Source organism: Roseateles sp. GW821-FHT09B06 (assembly GCF_059418245.1).
The window spans coordinates 1-20106 of the sequence record NZ_JBWKPM010000008.1; the positions used below are offsets into that span (position 1 = coordinate 1).

Genomic DNA, 20106 nt, shown 5'->3' on the forward strand with positions numbered 1-20106 from the left:
ACGATGATTTCCAGGTGCAACTCGCCCATGCCGGAGATGATGGTCTGGCCGGACTCTTCGTCGGTGCGCAGGCGGAACGAGGGGTCTTCGGCAGCCAGGCGGCCCAGGGCGATGCCCATCTTCTCCTGGTCGGCCTTGGTCTTGGGTTCGACGGCCTGCGAAATCACGGGCTCGGGGAAGATCATCCGTTCCAAGGTGATCACGGCCTCGGGGTCGCAGAGGGTCTCGCCGGTGGTGACGTCCTTCAGGCCCACGCAGGCGGCGATGTCGCCGGCCAGGATCTCCTTGATCTCCTCGCGCTGGTTGGCGTGCATCTGCAGGATGCGGCCGATGCGCTCCTTCTTGCCGCGGATCGGGTTGTAGACCGAGTCGCCGGACTTCAACACGCCCGAATAGACGCGCACAAAGGTCAGCTGGCCGACATAGGGGTCGGTCATCAGCTTGAAGGCCAGGGCGGCGAACTTCTCGTCGTCGGCGGGGCGGCGGCTGACCGCCTGCTCGTCGTCGTCGGTGCCGGCCACCGGCGGAATGTCGACCGGCGAAGGCATGAAGTCGATCACGGCGTCCAGCATGCGCTGTACGCCCTTGTTCTTGAAGGCGGTGCCGCACAGCATCGGCTGGATCTCGCCGGCGATGGTGCGGCTGCGGATCGCCAGCTTGATCTCGTCTTCGGAGAGGTCGCCCGTCTCCAGATACTTGTTCATCAGCTCCTCATTGGCCTCGGCGGCGGCCTCGACCATCTTCTCGCGCCATTCGACCGCGCCGGCCTGCAACTCGGCCGGGATGTCCTCGTAGCTGAACTTCATGCCCTGCGAGGCCTCGTCCCAGATGATGGCCTTCATCTTGAGCAGGTCGATGACGCCCTTGAAATGCTCCTCGGCGCCGATCGGCAGCACGATGGGCACCGGGTTGGCCTTGAGCCGGTCCACCATCATCTGGCGCACGCGGAAGAAATCGGCGCCGACGCGGTCCATCTTGTTGACGAAGGCCAGGCGGGGCACCTTGTACTTGTTGGCCTGACGCCAGACGGTCTCGGACTGGGGCTGCACGCCGCCGACCGAGTCGTAGACCATCACCGCGCCGTCGAGCACGCGCATCGAACGCTCCACCTCGATCGTGAAGTCCACGTGCCCGGGGGTGTCGATGATGTTGATGCGGTGCTCGGGCAGCGACAGGTCCATGCCCTTCCAGAAGCAGGTCGTCGCGGCCGACGTGATCGTGATGCCGCGTTCCTGCTCTTGCTCCATCCAGTCCATCGTGGCGGCGCCGTCATGCACCTCGCCGATCTTGTGGTTCACCCCGGTGTAGAACAGGATGCGCTCGGTCGTGGTGGTCTTGCCGGCATCGATGTGCGCGGAGATACCGATATTGCGGTAGCGCTCGATGGGGGTCTTGCGGGACATGGTGTCACTCCTGGCTCGGGTTTGTGCGTCGGTGCGCGCAGATGGGGATGTTTTCCCGGATCTCCAGTCGAATGTACTCGTGGGGGCGCGACCGTGCCAGTTGCTTGGTTTTGCGCGCGATTCCTCGGCAGGTGCGCGAGGCGTTGCGCGCCGTCCGTCGTACCCCATGTTTGAGGGGGTGGTGATGGGTGCGATGACATCTCTGGCCTGCGTTTTGCTGGCTACATTCCGAGCCCAGGGAGAGAGGACACATGAAGAGAAGCTTGTTTTGTCTGTTGGCGACGTCGGGCTTGCTGAGCTTGGCGCCGGCCATGGCCGCGGACGCTGGGGAGTCGAGACCGCGTGCCGGCATGACCTGCACGGTCCCGGACGGCTGGTGGTCGCTCGATCCCCGCAAGCCGGAGCAAGCGGAGGCGGTGCTCGTCGTGGCCTTGCGGCCGCTCGTGACCGCGGAGCCCGGGGCCTGGGTGCAGCCGCTGCGCGGTCAACTGACCGGCTACCAATATCTGATCCCGCTCGCCCGCCTGCAGGCATGCCGCGCGACCTGAGCCGAGCGACGCCGCCTCGCCCGCTGCCGCGGGCGCGAGCCTGACGCGCGGAATCTTCGCATCGGCCTGAGCGCCGGCGCCCGGTCACCAACCCGCCATTGGCGGGTTTTTTCATTTCAAGATCCCTTGATGGGTCGCTGCAAGTTCATCCAGCACTTGTAAAGCAGTTTGCAAGTCCTTCTTTTTGAACGACTTTTATTGACGTCAAAGCTCCAATAACGGGCTGTAAGTACTTGATTTCATTGAGAATTTTTTGGTTTTCGGTATTGACCGGCGCGCGTGCGATAAGTAAAGTGGTGAAAAGTGCAATTTAGTGGGTCGCTGTGGCGAATTTCGTGTTTCAAGGGGCGTCGGCCTTGGCAATGGATGCCAAGGGGCGGCTGGCCGTCCCAACACGGCATCGCGAGACCTTGCAGGAGCTCTGCGCCGGCCAGCTGACCCTGACCAAACACCCCGAGGGTTGCCTGATGCTTTTTCCGCGCCCGAGCTGGGAAACCTTCCGCGACCGCATCGCTGCCCTGCCGATGTCGGCCTCGGGCTGGAAGCGCGTCTTCCTGGGCAATGCCCAGGATGTGGAAATTGATGCCTCCGCGCGTATCCTGATTGCGCCCGAGCTGCGTGCCGCCGCCGGCCTGCAGAAGGATGTGATGCTGCTGGGCATGGGCAGCCACTTCGAACTCTGGGATGCCGCCCGCTACGCGGCCCACGAGGCTCAGGTGATGCAGTCCGAGCTGCCGGACGCCTTGAAGGATTTCAGTTTCTGATGGCCGCGCCCGACACCTCCTCTTTCACCCACACCACCGTGCTGCTGCACGAGACGGTGGATGCCGTGCTGACGCGGCCCGATGGCGTCTATGTCGACGGCACCTTCGGCCGTGGCGGCCATTCGCGGCTGCTGCTGAGCAAGCTCGGGCCCGCGGGGAGGCTGATCGCGATCGATCGCGACCTCGAGGCCATTGCGGCCGCCACCTCGGGCGATACGCGGGTCTCGGACCCGCGTTTTTCCATCTGCCATGCGCCCTTTGCCGAGATGCGCGCCGAGCTCGACCGGCTGGGTGTGCATCGGGTGGACGGCGTGATGCTGGATCTGGGGGTTTCCAGCCCCCAGATCGACAACCCGGCGCGCGGCTTCAGCTTCCGCTTCAGCGGTCCGCTGGACATGCGCATGGACACGACACGCGGCGAAAGTGCCGCGGATTTCCTGGCCCGCGCCGACGAGCGCCAGATTGCGGAGGTGATACGCAACTATGGGGAAGAACGGTTTGCTGCACAGATTGCAAAGGCGCTTGTTGCTTGCCGCGCAAGCGGGAGTCCAGTTCGAACAACCGATGAGCTTTCCAAAGTCGTGGCTGGCGCGGTCAAAACCCGCGAACCGGGCCAGGACCCTGCAACGCGCACATTTCAAGCGCTTCGGATTCAGGTCAACGCCGAGCTTGAAGAGCTCGAGCAGGGGCTGAGGGCCGCGCTGGCCCTGCTGGCGCCCGGCGGCCACCTGGCGGTGATCAGCTTCCATTCGCTGGAGGACCGCATCGTCAAGACCTTCATCGGCGCGCACAGCAAGGAGGTCTATGACCGCCGTGCGCCCTTTGCGGCACCCAAACCGCTGGCGCTGAAGGCGCTGGCGCGCATCAAGCCCGGCGAGACCGAGGTGCGCGCCAACGGTCGCGCGCGTTCGGCCATCCTGCGTGTGGCCGAGCGCACCGACGCGCCCCTGCCCGAGGACCGTGCCGCATGAGCCGCCTCAACCTGCTGCTGCTGATCGCCGTGCTGGCCAGCGGCATGGTACTGGTCAGGAGTGCCTACGAGTCGCGCCGCCTGTTCACCGCGCTGGACCGCGCCCAGGCCGAGTCGCGCCGCCTGGATGCCGACCACCAGCGCCTGCTGGCCGAGCGCCAGGCGCAGGCCACCAATCTGCGCGTCGAGCAGGTGGCGCGCGAGCGCCTGCACATGCGCGTGGTCGGGCCGGCGGTGACCCAGCAGGTCGAGTCCGGCCGTGCCGCCTCGGGAGTCGCCCCATGAGCTGGTGGCGCCCCGATGGGAAGAGCGGCGGGAAGGGCGGCAAGGCCGGCGCGCGCGCCGTCAGCGCGCGCAGCGTCAGCTATTCCAGCAGCCCGCTGCTGGCCTCCAAGACTCCGCCCTGGCGCTCGCGCTTCCTGGTGGCCCTGGTGGGCCTGGGCTTCATGGGCCTGCTGGGGCGTGCCGTCTATGTGCAGGTGATCGGCAACGAGTTCTTCCAGCGCCAGGGCGAGGCGCGCTATGCCCACACGATGGAGCTGCCGGCCAGCCGTGGCCGCATCAATGACCGCAAGGGCCAGGTGCTGGCCACCAGCGTGGCCGTGCCCTCGATCTGGGCCATTCCCAAGGAGGTCGAGGCGGATGCCGGCCAGCGCCGCGCGCTGGCCAAGATCCTCGGCATCAGCCGCCAGGAGCTGGACAAGAAACTCGACCCGGCCAGCCGCTTCGTCTGGCTGCGCCGCCAGGCCGACGACGACACCGCCGCGCAGATCAAGGCCCTCAACCTGAAGGGCGTGTTCCAGGACCGCGAGTACAAGCGCAAGTATCCCGAAGGCGAGGCCGCCGCCCATGTGGTGGGCTTCACCAATATCGAGGAGCGCGGCCAGGAGGGCATCGAGCTCGCGTTCCAGAAGGACCTGCAGGGGCGCGACGGCTCGCGCTCGGTCGTGCGCGACCGCCTGGGCCGCGTGGTCGAGGACATCGGCGAGCGCGTGCCCGCCAGCAATGGCCGTGACATCGACCTGTCGATCGACTCCAAGGTGCAGTTCTTCGCCTACCAGCGCATCCGCGACGCGGTGGCCGAGCACCGCGCCAAGGCCGGCTCGGTGGTGGTGCTGGATGTGCAGACCGGCGAGGTGCTGGCCCTGGCCAACTTCCCCAGCTACAACCCCGGCGACCGCCAGAACCTCAGCGGCGCCCAGCTGCGCAATCGCGCGCTGACCGACATCTTCGAGCCCGGCTCGACGATGAAGCCCTTCATCGCCTCGCTGGCGCTGGAGACCGGCCGCGTCAGGCCCGACTCCATCATCAACGTGGCGCCGCGCAGCCTCAGCATCAACGGCTTCTCGCCCACCGATGCCCATCCCTATGGCGACCTGACGATCGCCCAGGTGATCCAGAAGTCCAGCAATATCGGCGCGGCCAAGCTGGCCATGCAGATGCAGCCGCGCGAGATGTACGAGCTGTTCGCAGCCATCGGCCTGGGCCAGCGTCCGCAGCTGAACTTCCCCGGCGCGGTGACCGGCAAGCTGCGGCCCTACAAGAGCTGGCGCCCGATCGAGCAGGCCACGATGAGCTATGGCTACGGCCTGTCGGCCTCGCTGTTCCAGCTGGCGCGCGCCTACACCGTGTTCGCGCGCGACGGCGAAATCATCCCGGTGACCATGACCAGGCAGCCCGAGGGCGAGGTCGCGCATGGCATCAAGGTGTTCTCGCCCAAGACCATGCAGGACATGCGGAGCATGCTGCAGATGGCCGCCGGCCCCGGCGGCACCGCGCCGCAGGCCATGGTCAGCGGCTACAGCGTGGGCGGTAAGTCCGGCACCGCGCACAAGCAGGAAGGCAAGGGCTACACCAACAAGTACCGCTCCTGGTTCGTCGGCATCGCGCCGATCAGCAAGCCCCGCATCGTCGTCGCGGTGATGGTGGACGAGCCCAGCAACGGCGTCTATTTCGGCGGCGCGGTCGCCGGCCCGGTGTTCAGCCAGGTGGTCGCGCAGTCGCTGCGCCTGCTCAACGTGGCGCCGGACCTGGACGTCAAGACCCAGATCGTCGCGAAGAACATCGCGGCGGTGGAGGAGAGCTTCTGATGCCGCTGATGCGTCTGAAATCCCCCGAGGCCGCGGCCCGCTGGCTGCGCGAATGGACCACCGGCACGCTGTGCACCGACAGCCGGCTGGTCCGGCCGGGTGATGCCTTCATCGCCTGGCCCGGCCACGCGCAGGACGGCCGCCGTTTCGTACAGGCCGCGCTGGATGCCGGCGCCGCCACCTGCCTGGTGGAGCTGGACGGCGTCGAGGCTTTTCACTTCAATGACGGCCGCGTCGCCGCGCTGCCGGGGCTGAAAGCCGTCACCGGTCGCATCGCCGCCGAGTATTTCGAGCAGCCCACGCGCGCCCTGCAGGTCATCGCCAGCACCGGGACCAATGGCAAGACCAGCACCGCCTGGTGGACCGCGCAGCTGCTGAGCCTCTTGGGCCGGCGCTGCGGCGTGGTCGGCACGCTGGGCATCGGCGAGCCGCCGCTGCGCGATCAGCCGGCTCAGATCACCTACACCGGGCTGACCACGCCCGACCCGGTACAGCTGCAGGCGGGCTTCCGGCGCATGGCCGACGCGGGCTTCGCGGCCTGTGCGATCGAGGCCTCGTCGATCGGCATTGTCGAGCAGCGCCTGGCCGGCACCGAGATCGCGGTGGCGCTGTTCACCAACTTCACGCAGGACCACCTGGACTACCACGGCGATATGGCCGCCTACTGGGAAGCCAAGCGCCGTCTGTTCGACTGGCCGGGCCTGCGCGCCGCGGTGATCAATCTGGATGACCCCAAGGGAGTGGCGCTGGCGGCCGAGCTGCAGGGGCGGCTGGATGTCTGGACCTATGCGGTCGAGGCGCCGGGCCGCCTGTCGGCCCGCGGCCTGCATTACCAGGCCGGCGGTCTGGCCTTCACCTTGCATGAGGGCGAGACCGCACTGCCGGTGCAGACCGGGCTGATCGGCGAGTACAACGTGGCCAATCTGCTGGCCGTGATCGGCGGCTTGCGCGCCCTGGGGCTGGCGCTGGCCGACATCGTCGCCGCCGTCCCCCTGATCACGCCGGTGCCGGGCCGCATGCAGCGCATCGGCGCGGGGCTCGGTGCGCCGCAGGCCGTGGTGGACTATGCCCACACCCCCGACGCGCTGGAGAAAGCGTTACAAGCCTTGCGTCCGCTGGCGGCCGCGCGCGACGGACAATTGCTGTGCGTGTTCGGCTGCGGCGGCAATCGCGATCCGGGCAAGCGCCCGCTGATGGGCGCGATCGCCGGGCGGCTGGCCGACCGGGTGATCGTCACCAGCGACAACCCGCGTCATGAGCCGCCGCTGGACATCCTGGCCCAGGTCGCGGCCGGTGTCGGCGGGCCGTGCGAGCAGATCGAGGACCGCCATGCGGCGATCGCCCGGACCCTGGCCGGCGCGGACGCGCGCGACGTGGTGCTGATCGCCGGCAAGGGGCATGAGGATTATCAGGAGATCGCGGGTCAGCGCCGCCCGTTCTCCGATGTGGTCGAGGCCGAAGCCGCCCTGGCCGCGAGGAAGGAAGTGAAAGCATGAGCGCGCCCCTGATGACCCTGGCCCAGGCCCATCACCTGCTGCAGGCGGCGCTGCCGCAGGCGCGGCTGATCGGCGACGGGCAGACCGAGATCCTGCGCGTGCACAGCGACACGCGCAGCCTGCGGCAGGGCGATCTGTTCGTCGCGCTGCGCGGCGAGCGTTTCGACGCGCATGACTTCCTGCCGCAGGCCGGCGCCGCCGGCGCGGTGGCGGTGATCGCCGAGCGCGGCATCGCCGGGCAGGGCCTGGCCGGCATCGAGGTGCCGGACGCCAAGCAGGCGCTGGGCCTGTTGGCCGCGGCCTGGCGTGCGCATTGCCATCTGCCGCTGATCGCGGTGACCGGTAGCAACGGCAAGACCACGGTCACGCAGATGATCGCCAGCATCCTGCGCGCCTGGCTGGGCGGCGCCGCGCTGGCCACCGAGGGCAACTACAACAACGATATCGGCGTGCCGCTGACGCTCTTGCGCCTGCGCCAGGACGATGCGCAATGGCATCGCGCCGCGGTGGTCGAGCTGGGCATGAACCATCCGGGCGAGATCGCCCCGCTGGCCGCGATGGCCCAGCCCACCGTGGCCCTGGTCAACAACGCGCAGCGCGAGCACCAGGAGTTCCTGCAGACCGTCGAGGCGGCGGCGCTCGAGAACGGCGCGGTGCTGGAGGCCCTGGGCGCGGCCGGTATCGCGGTGTTTCCGGCCGACGACGCCTGCGCGCCGATCTGGCTGCGCCAGGCCGGCAAGCGCGCGACGCTCAGCTTCGGGCTGCAGGGCCAGGCCGATGTGACCGGCCATGCTCAATGGGTGCAGGGCGGTGGTGATGCGGGCGATGCCGGGCATTGGGCGCTGGAGCTGCACACGCCGGCCGGCGATGCGCCGGTGGCCTTGCGCGTGGCCGGCCAGCACAATGTGCGCAATGCGCTGGCGGCCGCCGCGAGCGCGCTGGCCGCCGGCGCGCCGCTGGCCGTGATCCGCAAGGGGCTGGAGGATTTCGAGCCGGTCAAGGGCCGCTCGCAGCTCAAGAGCCTGAGCCGCGGCGGCCAGCGCGTCACCCTGATCGACGACAGCTACAACGCCAATCCCGACAGCGTGCGCGCCGCCATCGACGTGCTGGCCGACCTGCCGGGCGCCTCCTGGCTGATCCTCGGCGACATGGGCGAGGTGGGCAGCCAGGGGCCCGAGTTCCACCGCGAGGTGGGGGCTTATGCCGCCGAGCGCGGCATCGCCGCCTTCTGGGCCGCGGGCAGCGCCTGCGCCGACGCGGCGGCGGCCTATGGCGCCGGCGCGCGCCACTTCGATGACGGTGCCGCGCTGATCGCGGCGCTGTCCCAGGCGGAGACGCCGCGCGCCAAGAACATCCTGGTCAAGGGATCGAGATTCATGCAGATGGAAAAAGTGGTGGCCGCCCTGCTGGCCGCCGAGAACAAGGCGGGAGGCACCGATGCTGCTTAGTCTGGCGCAATGGCTGCTGGCGCAGTACCCGGAGCTGGGTTTCCTGCGCATCTTCAACTACATCACCTTCCGCGCCGTGATGTCGGCGCTGACCGCGCTGCTGATCGGCCTGGCCTTCGGCCCCTGGGTGATCCGCCGCCTGACCGAGATGAAGATCGGCCAGCCGATCCGCGAGTACGGCGTGCAGCAGCATCTGGCCAAGAGCGGCACCCCGACCATGGGCGGCGTGCTGATCCTGATCGGCATCGGCGTCTCGACCATCCTGTGGTTCGACTGGAGCAACCGCTTCGTCTGGGTGGTGATGCTGGTGACGATGGGCTTTGGCGCGATCGGCTGGGTGGACGACTGGCGCAAGGTGGTGCGCAAGGACCCCGAGGGCATGCGCAGCCGCGAGAAGTTCTTCTGGCAGTCCTTGATCGGCCTGGTGGCCGCGCTGTACCTGGCCTTCAGCGTGTCCGAGACCAGCTTCCTGGGCGTGGTCCAGCTGTTCTTCCGCTGGGTGTCCAGCGGCTTCTCGACCGAGCTGCCGCCCAAGGCCGACCTGATCGTGCCCTTCTTCAAGACCGTCAGCTATCCGCTCGGGGTGTTCGGCTTCATCGGCCTGTCCTACTTCGTGATCGTCGGCACCAGCAATGCGGTGAACTTCACCGATGGTCTGGACGGCCTGGCCATCATGCCGGTGGTGCTGGTGGGCTCGGCCCTCGGGCTCTTCGCCTACCTGACCGGTTCCTCGGTCTATGCCAAGTACCTGCTGCTGCCCTATATCCCGGGCTCCGGCGAGCTGCTGATCTTCTGCGCCGCGATGGCGGGGGCAGGTCTTGCGTTCCTGTGGTTCAACACCCACCCGGCACAGGTCTTCATGGGCGACGTCGGCGCGCTGTCGCTGGGCGGCGCGCTCGGGACGCTGGCCGTGATCACGCGCCAGGAGATCGTGCTGGGCATCATGGGCGGCGTGTTCGTCGCCGAGGTGCTGTCGGTGATGGTCCAGGTGAGCTGGTTCAAGTACACCAAGAAGAAGACCGGCACCGGCCGGCGCATCTTCAAGATGGCGCCGCTGCACCACCATTTCGAGAAGTCGGGCTGGAACGAGACCCAGGTGGTGGTGCGCTTCTGGATCATCACGATGCTGCTGTGCCTGATCGGCCTGGCCAGCCTGAAGCTGCGGTGAGCGCATGAGGAATCTGAGCGGACTCACGGTGCTGGTGCTGGGGCTGGGTGACTCCGGCCTGGCGATGGCCGCCTGGGTCCAGCGCCACGGCGCGGCCGTGCGGGTCTGGGATTCGCGCGAGCGCCCGCCGCAGCTGGCCGCGCTGCACGAGCAGCTGCCGGCGGCCGAGTTCTGCCATGGCGAGCTGCCCGAGAGCGCCCTGCAGGGCGTGCAGCTGGTGCTGAAGAGCCCGGGCCTGTCGCCGCTGGACGCCCGCCTCGCGCCGCTGCTGAGCCTGGCGCGCAGCACCGGCGTGCCGGTGCAGGGCGAGCTGGACCTGTTCGCGCGCGCGCTGGCCGAGCTGAAGCTGGAGCGCCGCTACGAGCCTGCCGTGCTGGCCATCACCGGCACCAACGGCAAGACCACCACCACCTCGATGACCGCCCAACTGGTCGAGCGCGCCGGCAAGCGCGTCGCGATGGCCGGCAATATCGGTCCCAGCATGCTGACGACGCTGGCCCGGGCGCTGGACCTGGAGCCGGCGCCCGCCGCGCCCGAGGAAGCGCAGGCCCGCGAGGCCTCGCCGCTCGTCGCGCCCGAGGCGGCGGACGCGCAGGCCGCTGAGCCCGTGGATCAGGCCGAGGCTGAAGTCGAGGCTGAGGCCGGGCCCGTCACCGAGCCGGTCGCCAGCTCGACCCTGGACGAAGTGGCCGCGCTGCTGGACGAACAGCCGCTGCCGATCAAGCCGCCGCCGCCCAAGCCCAAGGTGTTCGAGCATCTGCCCGAGGTCTGGGTGCTGGAGCTGTCGAGCTTCCAGCTCGACGGGGTGAGCGGTTTCGAGCCGACCGCCGCCGCGGTGCTGAACCTGACCCAGGACCATCTGGACTGGCATGGCGACATGGCCGCCTATGGCCGCGCCAAGGCGCGCATCTTCGGTCCGGAGCTTGGCAGCGAGACCGTGATGGTGATCAACCGCGACGACGCCCTGGTCGAGGCCATGGTGCCGGCTCCCGTCAAGGTGCAGCAGGGCCGCGGCCGGCCCGCCAAGCTGGTGGCGCGCAAGGTCGTGCGCTTCGGCCTGGGTGCGCCGCGCGGCCCCGGCGACTACGGTCTGGTGGACGAGGGCGGCATGGCCTGGCTGGTGCGGGCCCGCGAGGCCGACGAGACGCTCAAGCGCCGCAAGGGCGATGCCGAAGAGGACGAGCTGTCGGTCCAGCGCCTGATGCCGGCCGATGCGCTGCGCGTGCGCGGCCGCCACAACGCCAGCAATGCGCTGGCGGCGCTGGCGCTGGCCAGCGCGGCCGGCTGCCCGCTGGCGCCGATGCTGCACGGCCTGCGCGAATACCGCGGCGAGCCGCATCGCGTCGAGCATGTGGCCATGGTGCGCGGCGTGGATTTCTACGACGACTCCAAGGGCACCAATGTCGGCGCCACCGTGGCCGCGATCACCGGCCTGGGCGCCGACCGCGCGCCGGCCAGGCTGGTGCTGATCCTCGGCGGCGACGGCAAGGGCCAGGATTTTTCGCCGCTGCGCGAGCCGCTGGCGGCTCACGCCCGCGCGGTGGCCCTGATCGGGCGCGACGCGCCGGCCATCGCCAGCGTGCTGCCGGACGGTTTGAACGCGCAGATGCACGACACCCTGGAGGCCGCCACGCGCTGGGCCTTCGCGCAGGCCCGGGAGGGCGACAGCGTGCTGCTGAGCCCGGCCTGCGCCAGTCTCGACATGTTCCGCAACTATGCGCATCGCGCCGAGGTTTTCGTCGCCGAGGTGCAGGCGCTGGCGAACGAGGAGGGTCTGGCCTGATGAACGCCCTGCTGCAATCCTGGCGCTTGCGTCTTCAAGACCTGCTGAACCGCGACAAGAGCGGCGGTGGCGGCGGCGAGGTGCCGGTGCGCGACTGGGTCAGCGTGTCCTCGGGCCAGCCGACCCGGCTGTCCAATTTCGATGTGACCCTGGTCTGGGTGGTGCTGGCCCTGCTGGCCCTGGGCCTCCTGATGGTCTATTCGGCCTCGATCGCGCTGCCGGACAACCCCAAGTTCGCCAAGTACCTGCCGACCCATTTCCTGGTGCGCCATGTGGTGGCGATCAGCCTGGCCCTGCTGGCGGCGCTGATCGTCGTGCAGGTGCCGGTGGCGACCTGGGAGCGCGTCGCGCCCTGGATCTTCGTCGCGGCCCTGATGATGCTGGTGGTCGTGCTGATCCCCGGCATCGGCAAGGGCGTCAACGGCGCGCGACGCTGGCTGCCGCTGGGCTTGATGAACTTCCAGCCCTCCGAGCTGGCCAAGCTCGGGATCGCGATGTACGCGGCCAGCTACATGATGCGCAAGATGGAGGTGAAGGAGAACTTCTTCCAGGCGGTCTGGCCGATGGCGGTGTCGCTGGCCGTGGTGGGCGTGCTCCTGCTTGCCGAGCCGGACATGGGCGCCTTCATGGTGATCGCGGCGATCGCGATGGGCATCCTGTTCCTGGGCGGCGTCAACGGCCGCATGTTCTTCCTGATCGTCGCAGTGCTGGTCGGCGCCTTCGTGCTGATGATCACCTTCAGCGAGTTCCGCCGCGAGCGCATCTTCGCCTACCTGAGCCCCTGGGAGGAGAAGTATGCCCAGGGCAAGGCCTACCAGCTGACCCATTCGCTGATCGCCTTCGGCCGCGGCGAGCTGTTCGGCCAGGGCCTCGGCTCCAGCGTCGAGAAGCTGCACTACCTGCCCGAGGCGCATACCGACTTCCTGCTGGCCGTGATCGGCGAGGAGCTGGGCCTGGTCGGCGTGGCCCTGGTGATCTGCGCCTTCTTCTGGCTGTCGCGCCGGCTGTTCCATATCGGCCGCCAGGCCGTCGCGCTGGACCGCGTGTTCGCCGGCCTCTATGCCCAGGGCATCGGCATCTGGATGGGCGGCCAGGCCTTCATCAATATGGGCGTGAACCTGGGTGCGCTGCCGACCAAGGGCCTGACCCTGCCGCTGATGAGTTTTGGAGGTTCGGCGATCCTGATGAACTGTGTGGCACTGGCGATTGCGCTGAGGATTGATATCGAGAATCGGCAACTCATGCGCGGAGGCCGCGCATGAGCACCAAGCACCTCGTGATCATGGCGGCCGGCACCGGCGGCCACATCATTCCCGGCCTGGCGGTGGCGGACGAGATGAAGCGCCGCGGCTGGAGCGTGTCCTGGATGGGCACCGAGCAGGGCATGGAGAACAAGCTGGTGCCGCCCAGCGGAATTCCGCTGGACCGCATGGCCTTCGCGGGCCTGCGCGGCAAGGGCCTCGCGCATGCGCTGCGAGGCATCGTCGGCCTGGTCAAGGCCTTCGTGCAGTCGCGCCAGGTCTTCGTGACCCGCAGCGCCGACGCGGTGCTGGGCATGGGCGGCTATGTCTGTTTCCCCGGCGGGCTGATGGCCTGGCTGATGCGCCGCCCGCTGATGCTGGTGAATGCCGATGCGGCGATGCTGATGTCCAACCAGGCGCTGAAGGGCATGGCCCGGCGCATCGCCTTCGGCTTCGACGGCTCGGCCGCGGCCTCGACGGGCAAGGCGGTCGTGACCGGCAACCCGGTGCGCGCCGAGATCGAGGCGCTGCCCGATCCGGCCGAACGCTATGCCGGCCGCAGCGGGCCGCTGCGCATCCTGGTGGTGGGCGGCTCGCTCGGCGCGCGCGCGATCAACGACTGCATCCCGAAGATGCTGGCGCTGTGGCCCGAGCAGGAGCAGAAGCCCCTGGTCGTGCATCAGGCCGGCCAGGCCAATCTCAGCACGGTGCAGGCGGCTTACCAGGCGGCGAACGTGCAGGCCGAGATCCTGCCCTTCATCGACGACATGGCGGCCCAGCTGGCCGCGGCCGATCTGATCATCTGCCGCGCCGGCGCGGTGACGGTCAGCGAGCTGTGCGCGGCCGGCCTGGCGAGCGTGCTGGTGCCGCTGGTGGTCAGCACCACCAGCCACCAGCGCGACAACGCGCGCTTCATGGCCCAGCATGGCGCGGCCATCCATCTGCCGCAGACCGAGCTGACGCCACAGGGCCTGCTGGCGCTGCTGCAGGGCCTGGACCGCGAGCAGTTGCTGGCGATGGCCGAGAAGGCCCGCGGCCTGGCGCGCCCGCGCGCCGCGGCGCGCGTGGCCGATGAAATCGAAATGATGGTGAAACGATGAAGCACGCCGCCAAGCAGATCCACTGCGTCGCAGGCGGTGAAGCCGCCGAGGCGATCGGTGCAATGCCGGGAGCGTCCGCATGAAACACGCGGTGAAACACATTCACTTCGTCGGTGTGGGCGGCGCCGGCATGAGCGGCATCGCCGAGATCCTGCACCACCTGGGCTACACCGTGTCCGGTTCCGATCAGGGGGCGAGCGCCACCACCGAACGCCTGGCCCAGCTGGGCCTGCGGGTGTTCATCGGCCATGCGGCCGAACATATCGCCGGCGCGCAGGCGGTTGTGACCTCCACCGCGGTGAAGGCCGACAACCCCGAGGTGATCGCGGCGCGCGCCGCGCGCATTCCGGTGGTGCCGCGCGCCGTGATGCTGGCCGAGCTGATGCGCCTGAAGAAGGGCATCGCGATCGCCGGCACGCATGGCAAGACCACGACCACCTCGCTGGTGACCACGGTGCTGGCCGAGGCCGGCGTCGACCCCACCTTCGTGATCGGCGGCAGGCTCAACAGCGCCGGCGCCAATTCGGCGCTGGGCAGCGGCGAGTACATCGTGGTCGAGGCCGACGAGAGCGATGCTTCCTTCCTGAACCTGCTGCCGATGATGGCCGTCGTCACCAATATCGACGCCGACCACATGGACACCTATGGCCATGACTTCGCGCGCCTGAAGCAGGCCTTTGTCGACTTCCTGCACCGCATGCCCTTCTACGGCGCGGCGGTGGTGTGCGGCGACGATCCGGGCGTGCAGAGCATCCTGCCGCTGATCTCGCGGCCCATCGTCAGCTACGGCTTCGCCGAGGACAACCAGGTGCGCGCGGTCGATGTGCAGGCGCTGGCCGGCGGCCAGATGCGCTTCACCGCCCGTCGTAATCTTGGCGCCGGCCTGGCCGACCTGGACATCACGCTGAACCTGCCGGGCGTGCACAACGTGCTGAACGCGCTGGCCGCGATCGCGGTGGCCACCGAGCTGGAGCTGCCCGACGCGCCGATCGTCGCGGCGCTGGCCAAGTTCGGCGGCGTGGGCCGGCGCTTCCAGCGCTGGGGCGAGCTGCCGGCGCAGGGTGGCGGCCTGTTCACCTTGGTCGACGACTACGGCCACCATCCGGTGGAGATGGCCGCGGTGCTGTCCGCCGCGCGCGGTGCCTTCCCGGGCCGGCGCCTGGTGCTGGCCTTCCAGCCGCATCGCTACACCCGCACGCGCGACTGCTTCGAGGACTTCGTCAAGGTGATCGGTGGCTTTGACGCGGTGCTGCTGACCGAGGTCTACGCGGCCGGCGAGGCCCCGATCGTGGCGGCCGACGGCCGGGCGCTGACGCGCGCGTTGCGCGTGGCGGCCAAGCTGGAGCCGGTCTTCGTCGAGGACGTGCGGGCGCTGCCGGCGGCGATCGCGAGCCAGGCGCGCGACGGCGATGTGGTGATCGTGATGGGGGCCGGCTCGATCGGCGCGGTGCCGGCCGCAACCGTGGATTTGCTGAAATGAACCTGAACTTCAACATCGATCCCAAGAGCCTGGGCAAGGTGGCCGTGCTGATGGGCGGCAGCTCGGCCGAGCGCGAGGTCTCGCTGACCATGTCGGGCCCCGGCGTGCTGGCCGCGCTGCGCGAGGAGGGCGTCGACGCGCATGCCTTCGACCCGGCCGAGCGCGGCCTGCACGAACTGAAAGAGCTCGGCTTCGAGCGCGCCTTCATCGCCTTGCACGGCCGCCATGGCGAGGACGGCACGGTGCAGGGTGCGCTGGAACTGCTGGGCATTCCCTACACCGGCTCCGGCGTGATGGCCTCGGCCGTGGCGATGGACAAGATCACTACCAAGCGCTTGTGGCGCGCCGACGGCCTGCCGACGCCGCGCTGGCTCACGCTGAAGACGCACGAGCAGACGCGGGAGCGCATCCGCAGCGTGCCCGATGAGCTGGGGCTGCCCCTGTTCGTGAAGGCACCGCACGAGGGCTCCAGCATCGGCCTGAGCAAGGTGATGGGCTATTCGCAGATGCAGGACGCGGTGCAACTGGCCGCCCGCTACGACGGCGAGCTGCTGTGCGAGGAGTTCATCGACGGCCAGGAACTGACCTGCCCGGTGCTGGGCGAGGGCGATGCCGCGCAGGCCCTGCCGGTGATCGTGATCGAGGCGCCCGAGGGCAACTACGACTACCAGAACAAGTACTTCACCGATGTGACCCAGTACCACACCGGTCGCCTGACGCCGGCGCTGGAGGCCGAGGTCCGGGCCCTGGTGCTGGCCGCCTACCGCTCGCTGGGCTGCCGCGGCTGGGGCCGCGCCGACCTGATGCTGCGCAAGAGCGACGGCAAGCCCTTCCTGCTGGAGATGAATACCTCGCCCGGCATGACCTCGCATTCGCTGGTGCCGATCTCCGCCAAGGCGGCCGGCATCTCGTACTCGAAGCTGTGCCTGCTGGTGCTGTCCATGGCCCGCCTGGATCGCGCCTGATCGCCTGTCCATGAACACGCTCGCCGCCGCCGCCCCGCTGCCGTCCGACGTCCGCCTGATGAATGGCGTGACGGCGCTGCTGATGGCCGGCCTGGTGATCGCGGGCCTGGGCGTGGCGCTGCACCAGCTGGCGCGGCTGCCGGCCTTCAATATCCGCCATATCCAGGTGGAGGGCGAGGTGGCGCGCAACAGCGTGGCCTCGCTGCGCGCCAATGCGCTACCGCATCTGTCGGGTACCTTCCTGAGCATGAGCCTGCGCCAGGGCCGCCAGGCCTTCGAGGCCGTGCCCTGGGTGCGCAAGGCCCAGGTGCAGCGCGTCTGGCCGAATCGGCTGCGCGTGAGGCTGGAGGAGCACAAGCCCGCGGCCTACTGGGAGGCCAAGGCCGACGGCGCCGACGCCAACAGCGACGCCAGCACCGGGCGCGCCCTGGTGAACAGCTTCGGCGAGGTGTTCGAGGCCAATCTGGGCGATGTCGAGGACGACGATCTGCCGGTGCTGGCCGGCCCGGAGGGCAGCTCGGAACGCATGCTGTCGATGTGGCGGCAATTGCAGGGCGCCAGCCAGGGCCTGGGGGAGACGGTGGGGCGCCTGGACCTGTCCAGCCGCGGCTCCTGGCGCCTGACCCTGGAAAAGGGCGCGGTGGTGGAACTGGGGCGCGGCAGCGAGGCCGAGGTGCTGGCGCGCTACCGGCAGTTCGCCACCAGCATCACCCAGATCACCTCGCGCTTCCAAACCCCGCTGCTGACGGCCGACCTGCGCCACGGCGACGGGTATGCGGTGCGCTTGCGCGGAATATCGACTACCACGACACCGGGCCCGGTCAAGGGCCAGGTCAAAAAACGCTGAGGGGCATATGGCCAAGGAATACAAGGATCTGGTCGTTGGTTTGGATATCGGCACCGCCAAGATCATGGCGGTGGTGGCCGAGGTGCTGGGCAATGGGGAGTTGCGCATCGCCGGCCTGGGTGTGGCGCCCTCGCATGGCCTGAAGCGCGGCGTGGTGGTGAATATCGACGCGACGGTCCAATCCATCCAGCAGGCCCTGAAAGAGGCCGAAATGATGGCCGACTGCAAGATATCGCGGGTTTTCACGGGGATTACCGGCAGCCATATCCGGGGGCAGAACTCCACCGGCATGGTGATCGTGCGCGACAAGGAGGTGACGCCGGTGGATGTCGCCCGCGTGGTCGAAACCGCCAAGGCCATCAATATCCCGAACGACCAGCGCCTGCTGTTGGTCGAGCCGCAGGAATTCGTGATCGACGGCCATGAGGTGAAAGAGCCGATCGGTATGAGCGGCGGTCGGCTGGAGGTCAAGGTCCATATCGTGACCGGGGCCCAGAGCGCGGCGGAAAACATCGTCAAGTGCGTGCGCCGCTGCGGCCTGGAAGTCGACCAGCTGGTTTTGAACCCCAGCGCCTCGAGCGCCGCGGCCCTGACCTCGGACGAGCGCGACCTGGGCGTGGCGGTGGTCGATATCGGCGCCGGCACCACCGATGTGGCGATCTTCACCGGCGGCTCGATCCGTCATACCGCCGTCATCCCGATCGCCGGCGACCTGATCACCAGCGATATCGCGATGGCGCTGCGCACGCCCACCAAGGACGCCGAGGAAATCAAGGTCGAGCATGGCGTGGCCAAGCAGCTGCTGGCCGACCCGGCGGACCAGGTGGAAGTGCCGGGGCTGGGCGACCGGGCACCGCGCATGCTGTCGAAACAAGCACTTGCGGGGGTTATTGAACCCCGAGTCGAGGAAATATTCTCGCTGGTGCACCAGGTTATCCGCGAGAGCGGTTACGAGGAATTGCTGTCGTCCGGCATTGTTTTGACCGGCGGCTCGGCGGTGATGCCGGGCATGGTGGAACTGGCCGAGGACATATTCCTGAAGCCGGTGCGCCGCGGCAACCCGACCTATAGCGGTGCGCTGTTCGACATGGTTTCGAACCCGCGCTCGGCGACCGTGATGGGTTTGTTGGAGGAGGCCCGGCTGTCACGCACCCGGGGTTTGAAAGCGGCACAGCAGGCCGGTTCGGTGAAAACCATCATCGGCCGTGCCAAGGATTGGTTTCTGGGTAATTTCTGAGCGCCCTGTAAGCGCTGTGGCGTGCGGCCCGAAAAATATGGGCCGACACGTAAAAAAGGGGTCTTCCCTGTAGTTTTTAACGGTTGGCAACTGCACAATTGCTGAAGGAGGTTTGCTATGGCGATCGAGATGATCGAAGAGTTTGATCAGGGCACCCAAATCAAGGTGATTGGGGTCGGTGGCGGCGGCGGCAACGCGGTCGATCACATGATTGCCCAGGGCGTGCAAGGTGTGGAATTCATCTGCGCCAATACCGACGCCCAAGCCCTCAACCGCTCCAAGGCCGACCAGCTGCTGCAGCTGGGCACCTCCGGTCTCGGCGCCGGCGCCAAGCCCGAGATGGGCAAGGCCGCCGCCGAGGAGGCCGAGAACCGCATCCGCGAATCGATCCAGGGCGCGAACATGCTGTTCATCACCGCCGGCATGGGCGGCGGCACCGGCACCGGCGCCGCGCCCGTGATCGCACGGGTCGCCAAGGAAATGGGCATCCTGACCGTGGGCGTGGTGACCAAGCCCTTCGAGTTCGAGGGCGGCCGCCGCTCCAAGGCCGCCGACGCCGGCCTGGCCGAGCTGGAGGCCAATGTCGACTCGCTGATCGTGGTGCTGAACGACAAGCTGCTCGACGTGCTGGGCGACGACGTCACCCAGGACCAGGCCTTCGCGCATGCCAACGACGTGCTGAAGAACGCCGTGGGCGGCATCTCCGACATCATCCACATGCCGGGCCTGGTGAACGTCGACTTCGAAGACGTCAAGACCGTGATGAGCGAGCCCGGCAAGGCCATGATGGGCACCGCCGTGGCCGGTGGCCCGGACCGCGCCAGCAAGGCGGCCGAGGCCGCCGTGGCCTGCCCGCTGCTGGAAGGCATCGATCTGTCGGGTGCGCGCGGCGTGCTGGTGCTGATCGCCGCCAACCGCAACACCTTCAAGCTGGCCGAGAGCCGCAACGCGATGAACGCGATCAAGCGCTACGCCGCGGAAGATGCGCACATCATCTACGGCACGGCCTATGACGAAAGCCTGGGCGACCAGCTGCGCGTCACCGTGATCGCGACCGGCCTGACCAGCAACCGCGCCCGCGTGCAGGCGCCGCTGCAGGTGGTGCAGCCGGCCGCGGCCCTGCGCACCGGCACCGACAACATCCCGGTGCTGAACCATGCGGTCAGCATGCCCGCCGCCACGACGACCATGGGCGGCGGCAACGATTTCGCCGGCATGAGCGTGCCCAGCGTCTGGCGCCATGGCCGCACCGCCGCGGCCAAGGTCGAGGCCCTGTCGTCCAACGGCATGGACGAGATCGAGATCCCGGCCTTCCTGCGCAAGCAGGCCGACTGAGCGCGATATCGAGGGCCGTCGGCCCTTGATATCCGTCATCAAGCAAGCCCGCCGGGCAGCGACCCTCCTCCTCGCTGCCCGGCGGGCTTGCGCGTTTTCTGCTGCGGGCATGCGACATCCATGCCCTCATCGGCGTAAGCGTCGTAGCCAGCCCGCCTGCTTGGGGGCAGACTAGGCGCCGCGGACAGGCCTCGGTCCGCCCGACGCAACAAGTTTTTCTACTCGGATGGG

The 20106-nt window shown here is 68.5% G+C and carries 17 protein-coding genes; 16 read left to right on the forward strand and 1 reads right to left on the reverse strand.

Features of this window, described 5'->3' with window-relative positions:
- The coding region (fusA, locus tag AC07OQ_RS09100) for an elongation factor G (RefSeq protein ID WP_495052795.1) at positions 1-1403 on the reverse strand (1403 nt) is incomplete at its 3' end.
- A gap of 251 nt (positions 1404-1654) precedes the next feature.
- On the opposite strand from fusA, the gene AC07OQ_RS09105 reads away from it, so the two are divergent.
- From AC07OQ_RS09105 to ftsZ, 16 genes are all read left to right on the forward strand, one after another.
- Positions 1655-1951, forward strand: a complete 297-nt coding sequence (locus AC07OQ_RS09105) for a hypothetical protein (RefSeq protein ID WP_495052796.1) — start codon at positions 1655-1657, stop codon at positions 1949-1951.
- A gap of 335 nt (positions 1952-2286) precedes the next feature.
- Entirely contained in the window at positions 2287-2715 is a 429-nt protein-coding gene (gene mraZ / locus AC07OQ_RS09110) for a division/cell wall cluster transcriptional repressor MraZ (protein ID WP_495052797.1), read from the forward strand.
- Entirely contained in the window at positions 2715-3686 is a 972-nt protein-coding gene (rsmH, locus tag AC07OQ_RS09115; protein WP_495052798.1) for a 16S rRNA (cytosine(1402)-N(4))-methyltransferase RsmH, read from the forward strand. The genes mraZ and rsmH overlap by 1 nt, the downstream gene beginning before the upstream one ends.
- On the forward strand, positions 3683-3970 hold the full coding sequence (gene ftsL, locus AC07OQ_RS09120) for a cell division protein FtsL (RefSeq protein WP_495052799.1): 288 nt from the start codon (positions 3683-3685) through the stop codon (positions 3968-3970). Before rsmH ends, ftsL begins: the two co-directional genes overlap by 4 nt.
- Entirely contained in the window at positions 3967-5775 is a 1809-nt protein-coding gene (locus AC07OQ_RS09125) for a peptidoglycan D,D-transpeptidase FtsI family protein (RefSeq protein WP_495052800.1), read from the forward strand. The genes ftsL and AC07OQ_RS09125 overlap by 4 nt, the downstream gene beginning before the upstream one ends.
- Positions 5775-7271: a UDP-N-acetylmuramoyl-L-alanyl-D-glutamate--2,6-diaminopimelate ligase gene (locus tag AC07OQ_RS09130; protein WP_495052801.1), complete on the forward strand. Its 1497-nt coding sequence runs from the start codon at positions 5775-5777 to the stop codon at positions 7269-7271. Before AC07OQ_RS09125 ends, AC07OQ_RS09130 begins: the two co-directional genes overlap by 1 nt.
- A complete protein-coding gene (locus AC07OQ_RS09135) occupies positions 7268-8719 on the forward strand; it encodes a UDP-N-acetylmuramoyl-tripeptide--D-alanyl-D-alanine ligase (RefSeq protein WP_495052802.1) in 1452 nt (483 codons plus the stop codon). Before AC07OQ_RS09130 ends, AC07OQ_RS09135 begins: the two co-directional genes overlap by 4 nt.
- Positions 8709-9887, forward strand: a complete 1179-nt coding sequence (gene mraY, locus AC07OQ_RS09140) for a phospho-N-acetylmuramoyl-pentapeptide-transferase (RefSeq protein WP_495052803.1) — start codon at positions 8709-8711, stop codon at positions 9885-9887. The genes AC07OQ_RS09135 and mraY overlap by 11 nt, the downstream gene beginning before the upstream one ends.
- Positions 9888-9891: 4 nt before the next feature.
- On the forward strand, positions 9892-11670 hold the full coding sequence (gene murD, locus AC07OQ_RS09145; RefSeq protein WP_495052804.1) for a UDP-N-acetylmuramoyl-L-alanine--D-glutamate ligase: 1779 nt from the start codon (positions 9892-9894) through the stop codon (positions 11668-11670).
- Complete coding sequence (gene ftsW / locus AC07OQ_RS09150) at positions 11670-12932, forward strand: putative lipid II flippase FtsW (protein ID WP_495052805.1); 1263 nt, start codon at positions 11670-11672, stop codon at positions 12930-12932. The genes murD and ftsW overlap by 1 nt, the downstream gene beginning before the upstream one ends.
- Positions 12929-14011 carry an undecaprenyldiphospho-muramoylpentapeptide beta-N-acetylglucosaminyltransferase gene (gene murG, locus AC07OQ_RS09155; protein ID WP_495052806.1) on the forward strand — a complete coding sequence of 361 codons (1083 nt, stop codon included), beginning with the start codon at positions 12929-12931 and terminating at the stop codon, positions 14009-14011. The genes ftsW and murG overlap by 4 nt, the downstream gene beginning before the upstream one ends.
- Before the next feature lie 79 nt (positions 14012-14090).
- Complete coding sequence (murC, locus tag AC07OQ_RS09160; protein WP_495052807.1) at positions 14091-15491, forward strand: UDP-N-acetylmuramate--L-alanine ligase; 1401 nt, start codon at positions 14091-14093, stop codon at positions 15489-15491.
- Positions 15488-16456 (forward strand): D-alanine--D-alanine ligase, encoded by a 969-nt coding sequence (locus tag AC07OQ_RS09165; protein WP_495052808.1) that lies wholly within the window; start codon positions 15488-15490, stop codon positions 16454-16456. Before murC ends, AC07OQ_RS09165 begins: the two co-directional genes overlap by 4 nt.
- 10 nt (positions 16457-16466) lie before the next feature.
- On the forward strand, positions 16467-17303 hold the full coding sequence (locus tag AC07OQ_RS09170) for a cell division protein FtsQ/DivIB (protein ID WP_495052809.1): 837 nt from the start codon (positions 16467-16469) through the stop codon (positions 17301-17303).
- Positions 17304-17310: 7 nt separating this feature from the next.
- Entirely contained in the window at positions 17311-18540 is a 1230-nt protein-coding gene (ftsA, locus tag AC07OQ_RS09175) for a cell division protein FtsA (RefSeq protein ID WP_495052810.1), read from the forward strand.
- A 117-nt stretch (positions 18541-18657) separates the two neighbouring features.
- Positions 18658-19875, forward strand: coding sequence for a cell division protein FtsZ (gene ftsZ / locus AC07OQ_RS09180; RefSeq protein ID WP_495052811.1), 1218 nt, complete (start codon positions 18658-18660; stop codon positions 19873-19875).
- Positions 19876-20106 lie beyond the last annotated feature (231 nt).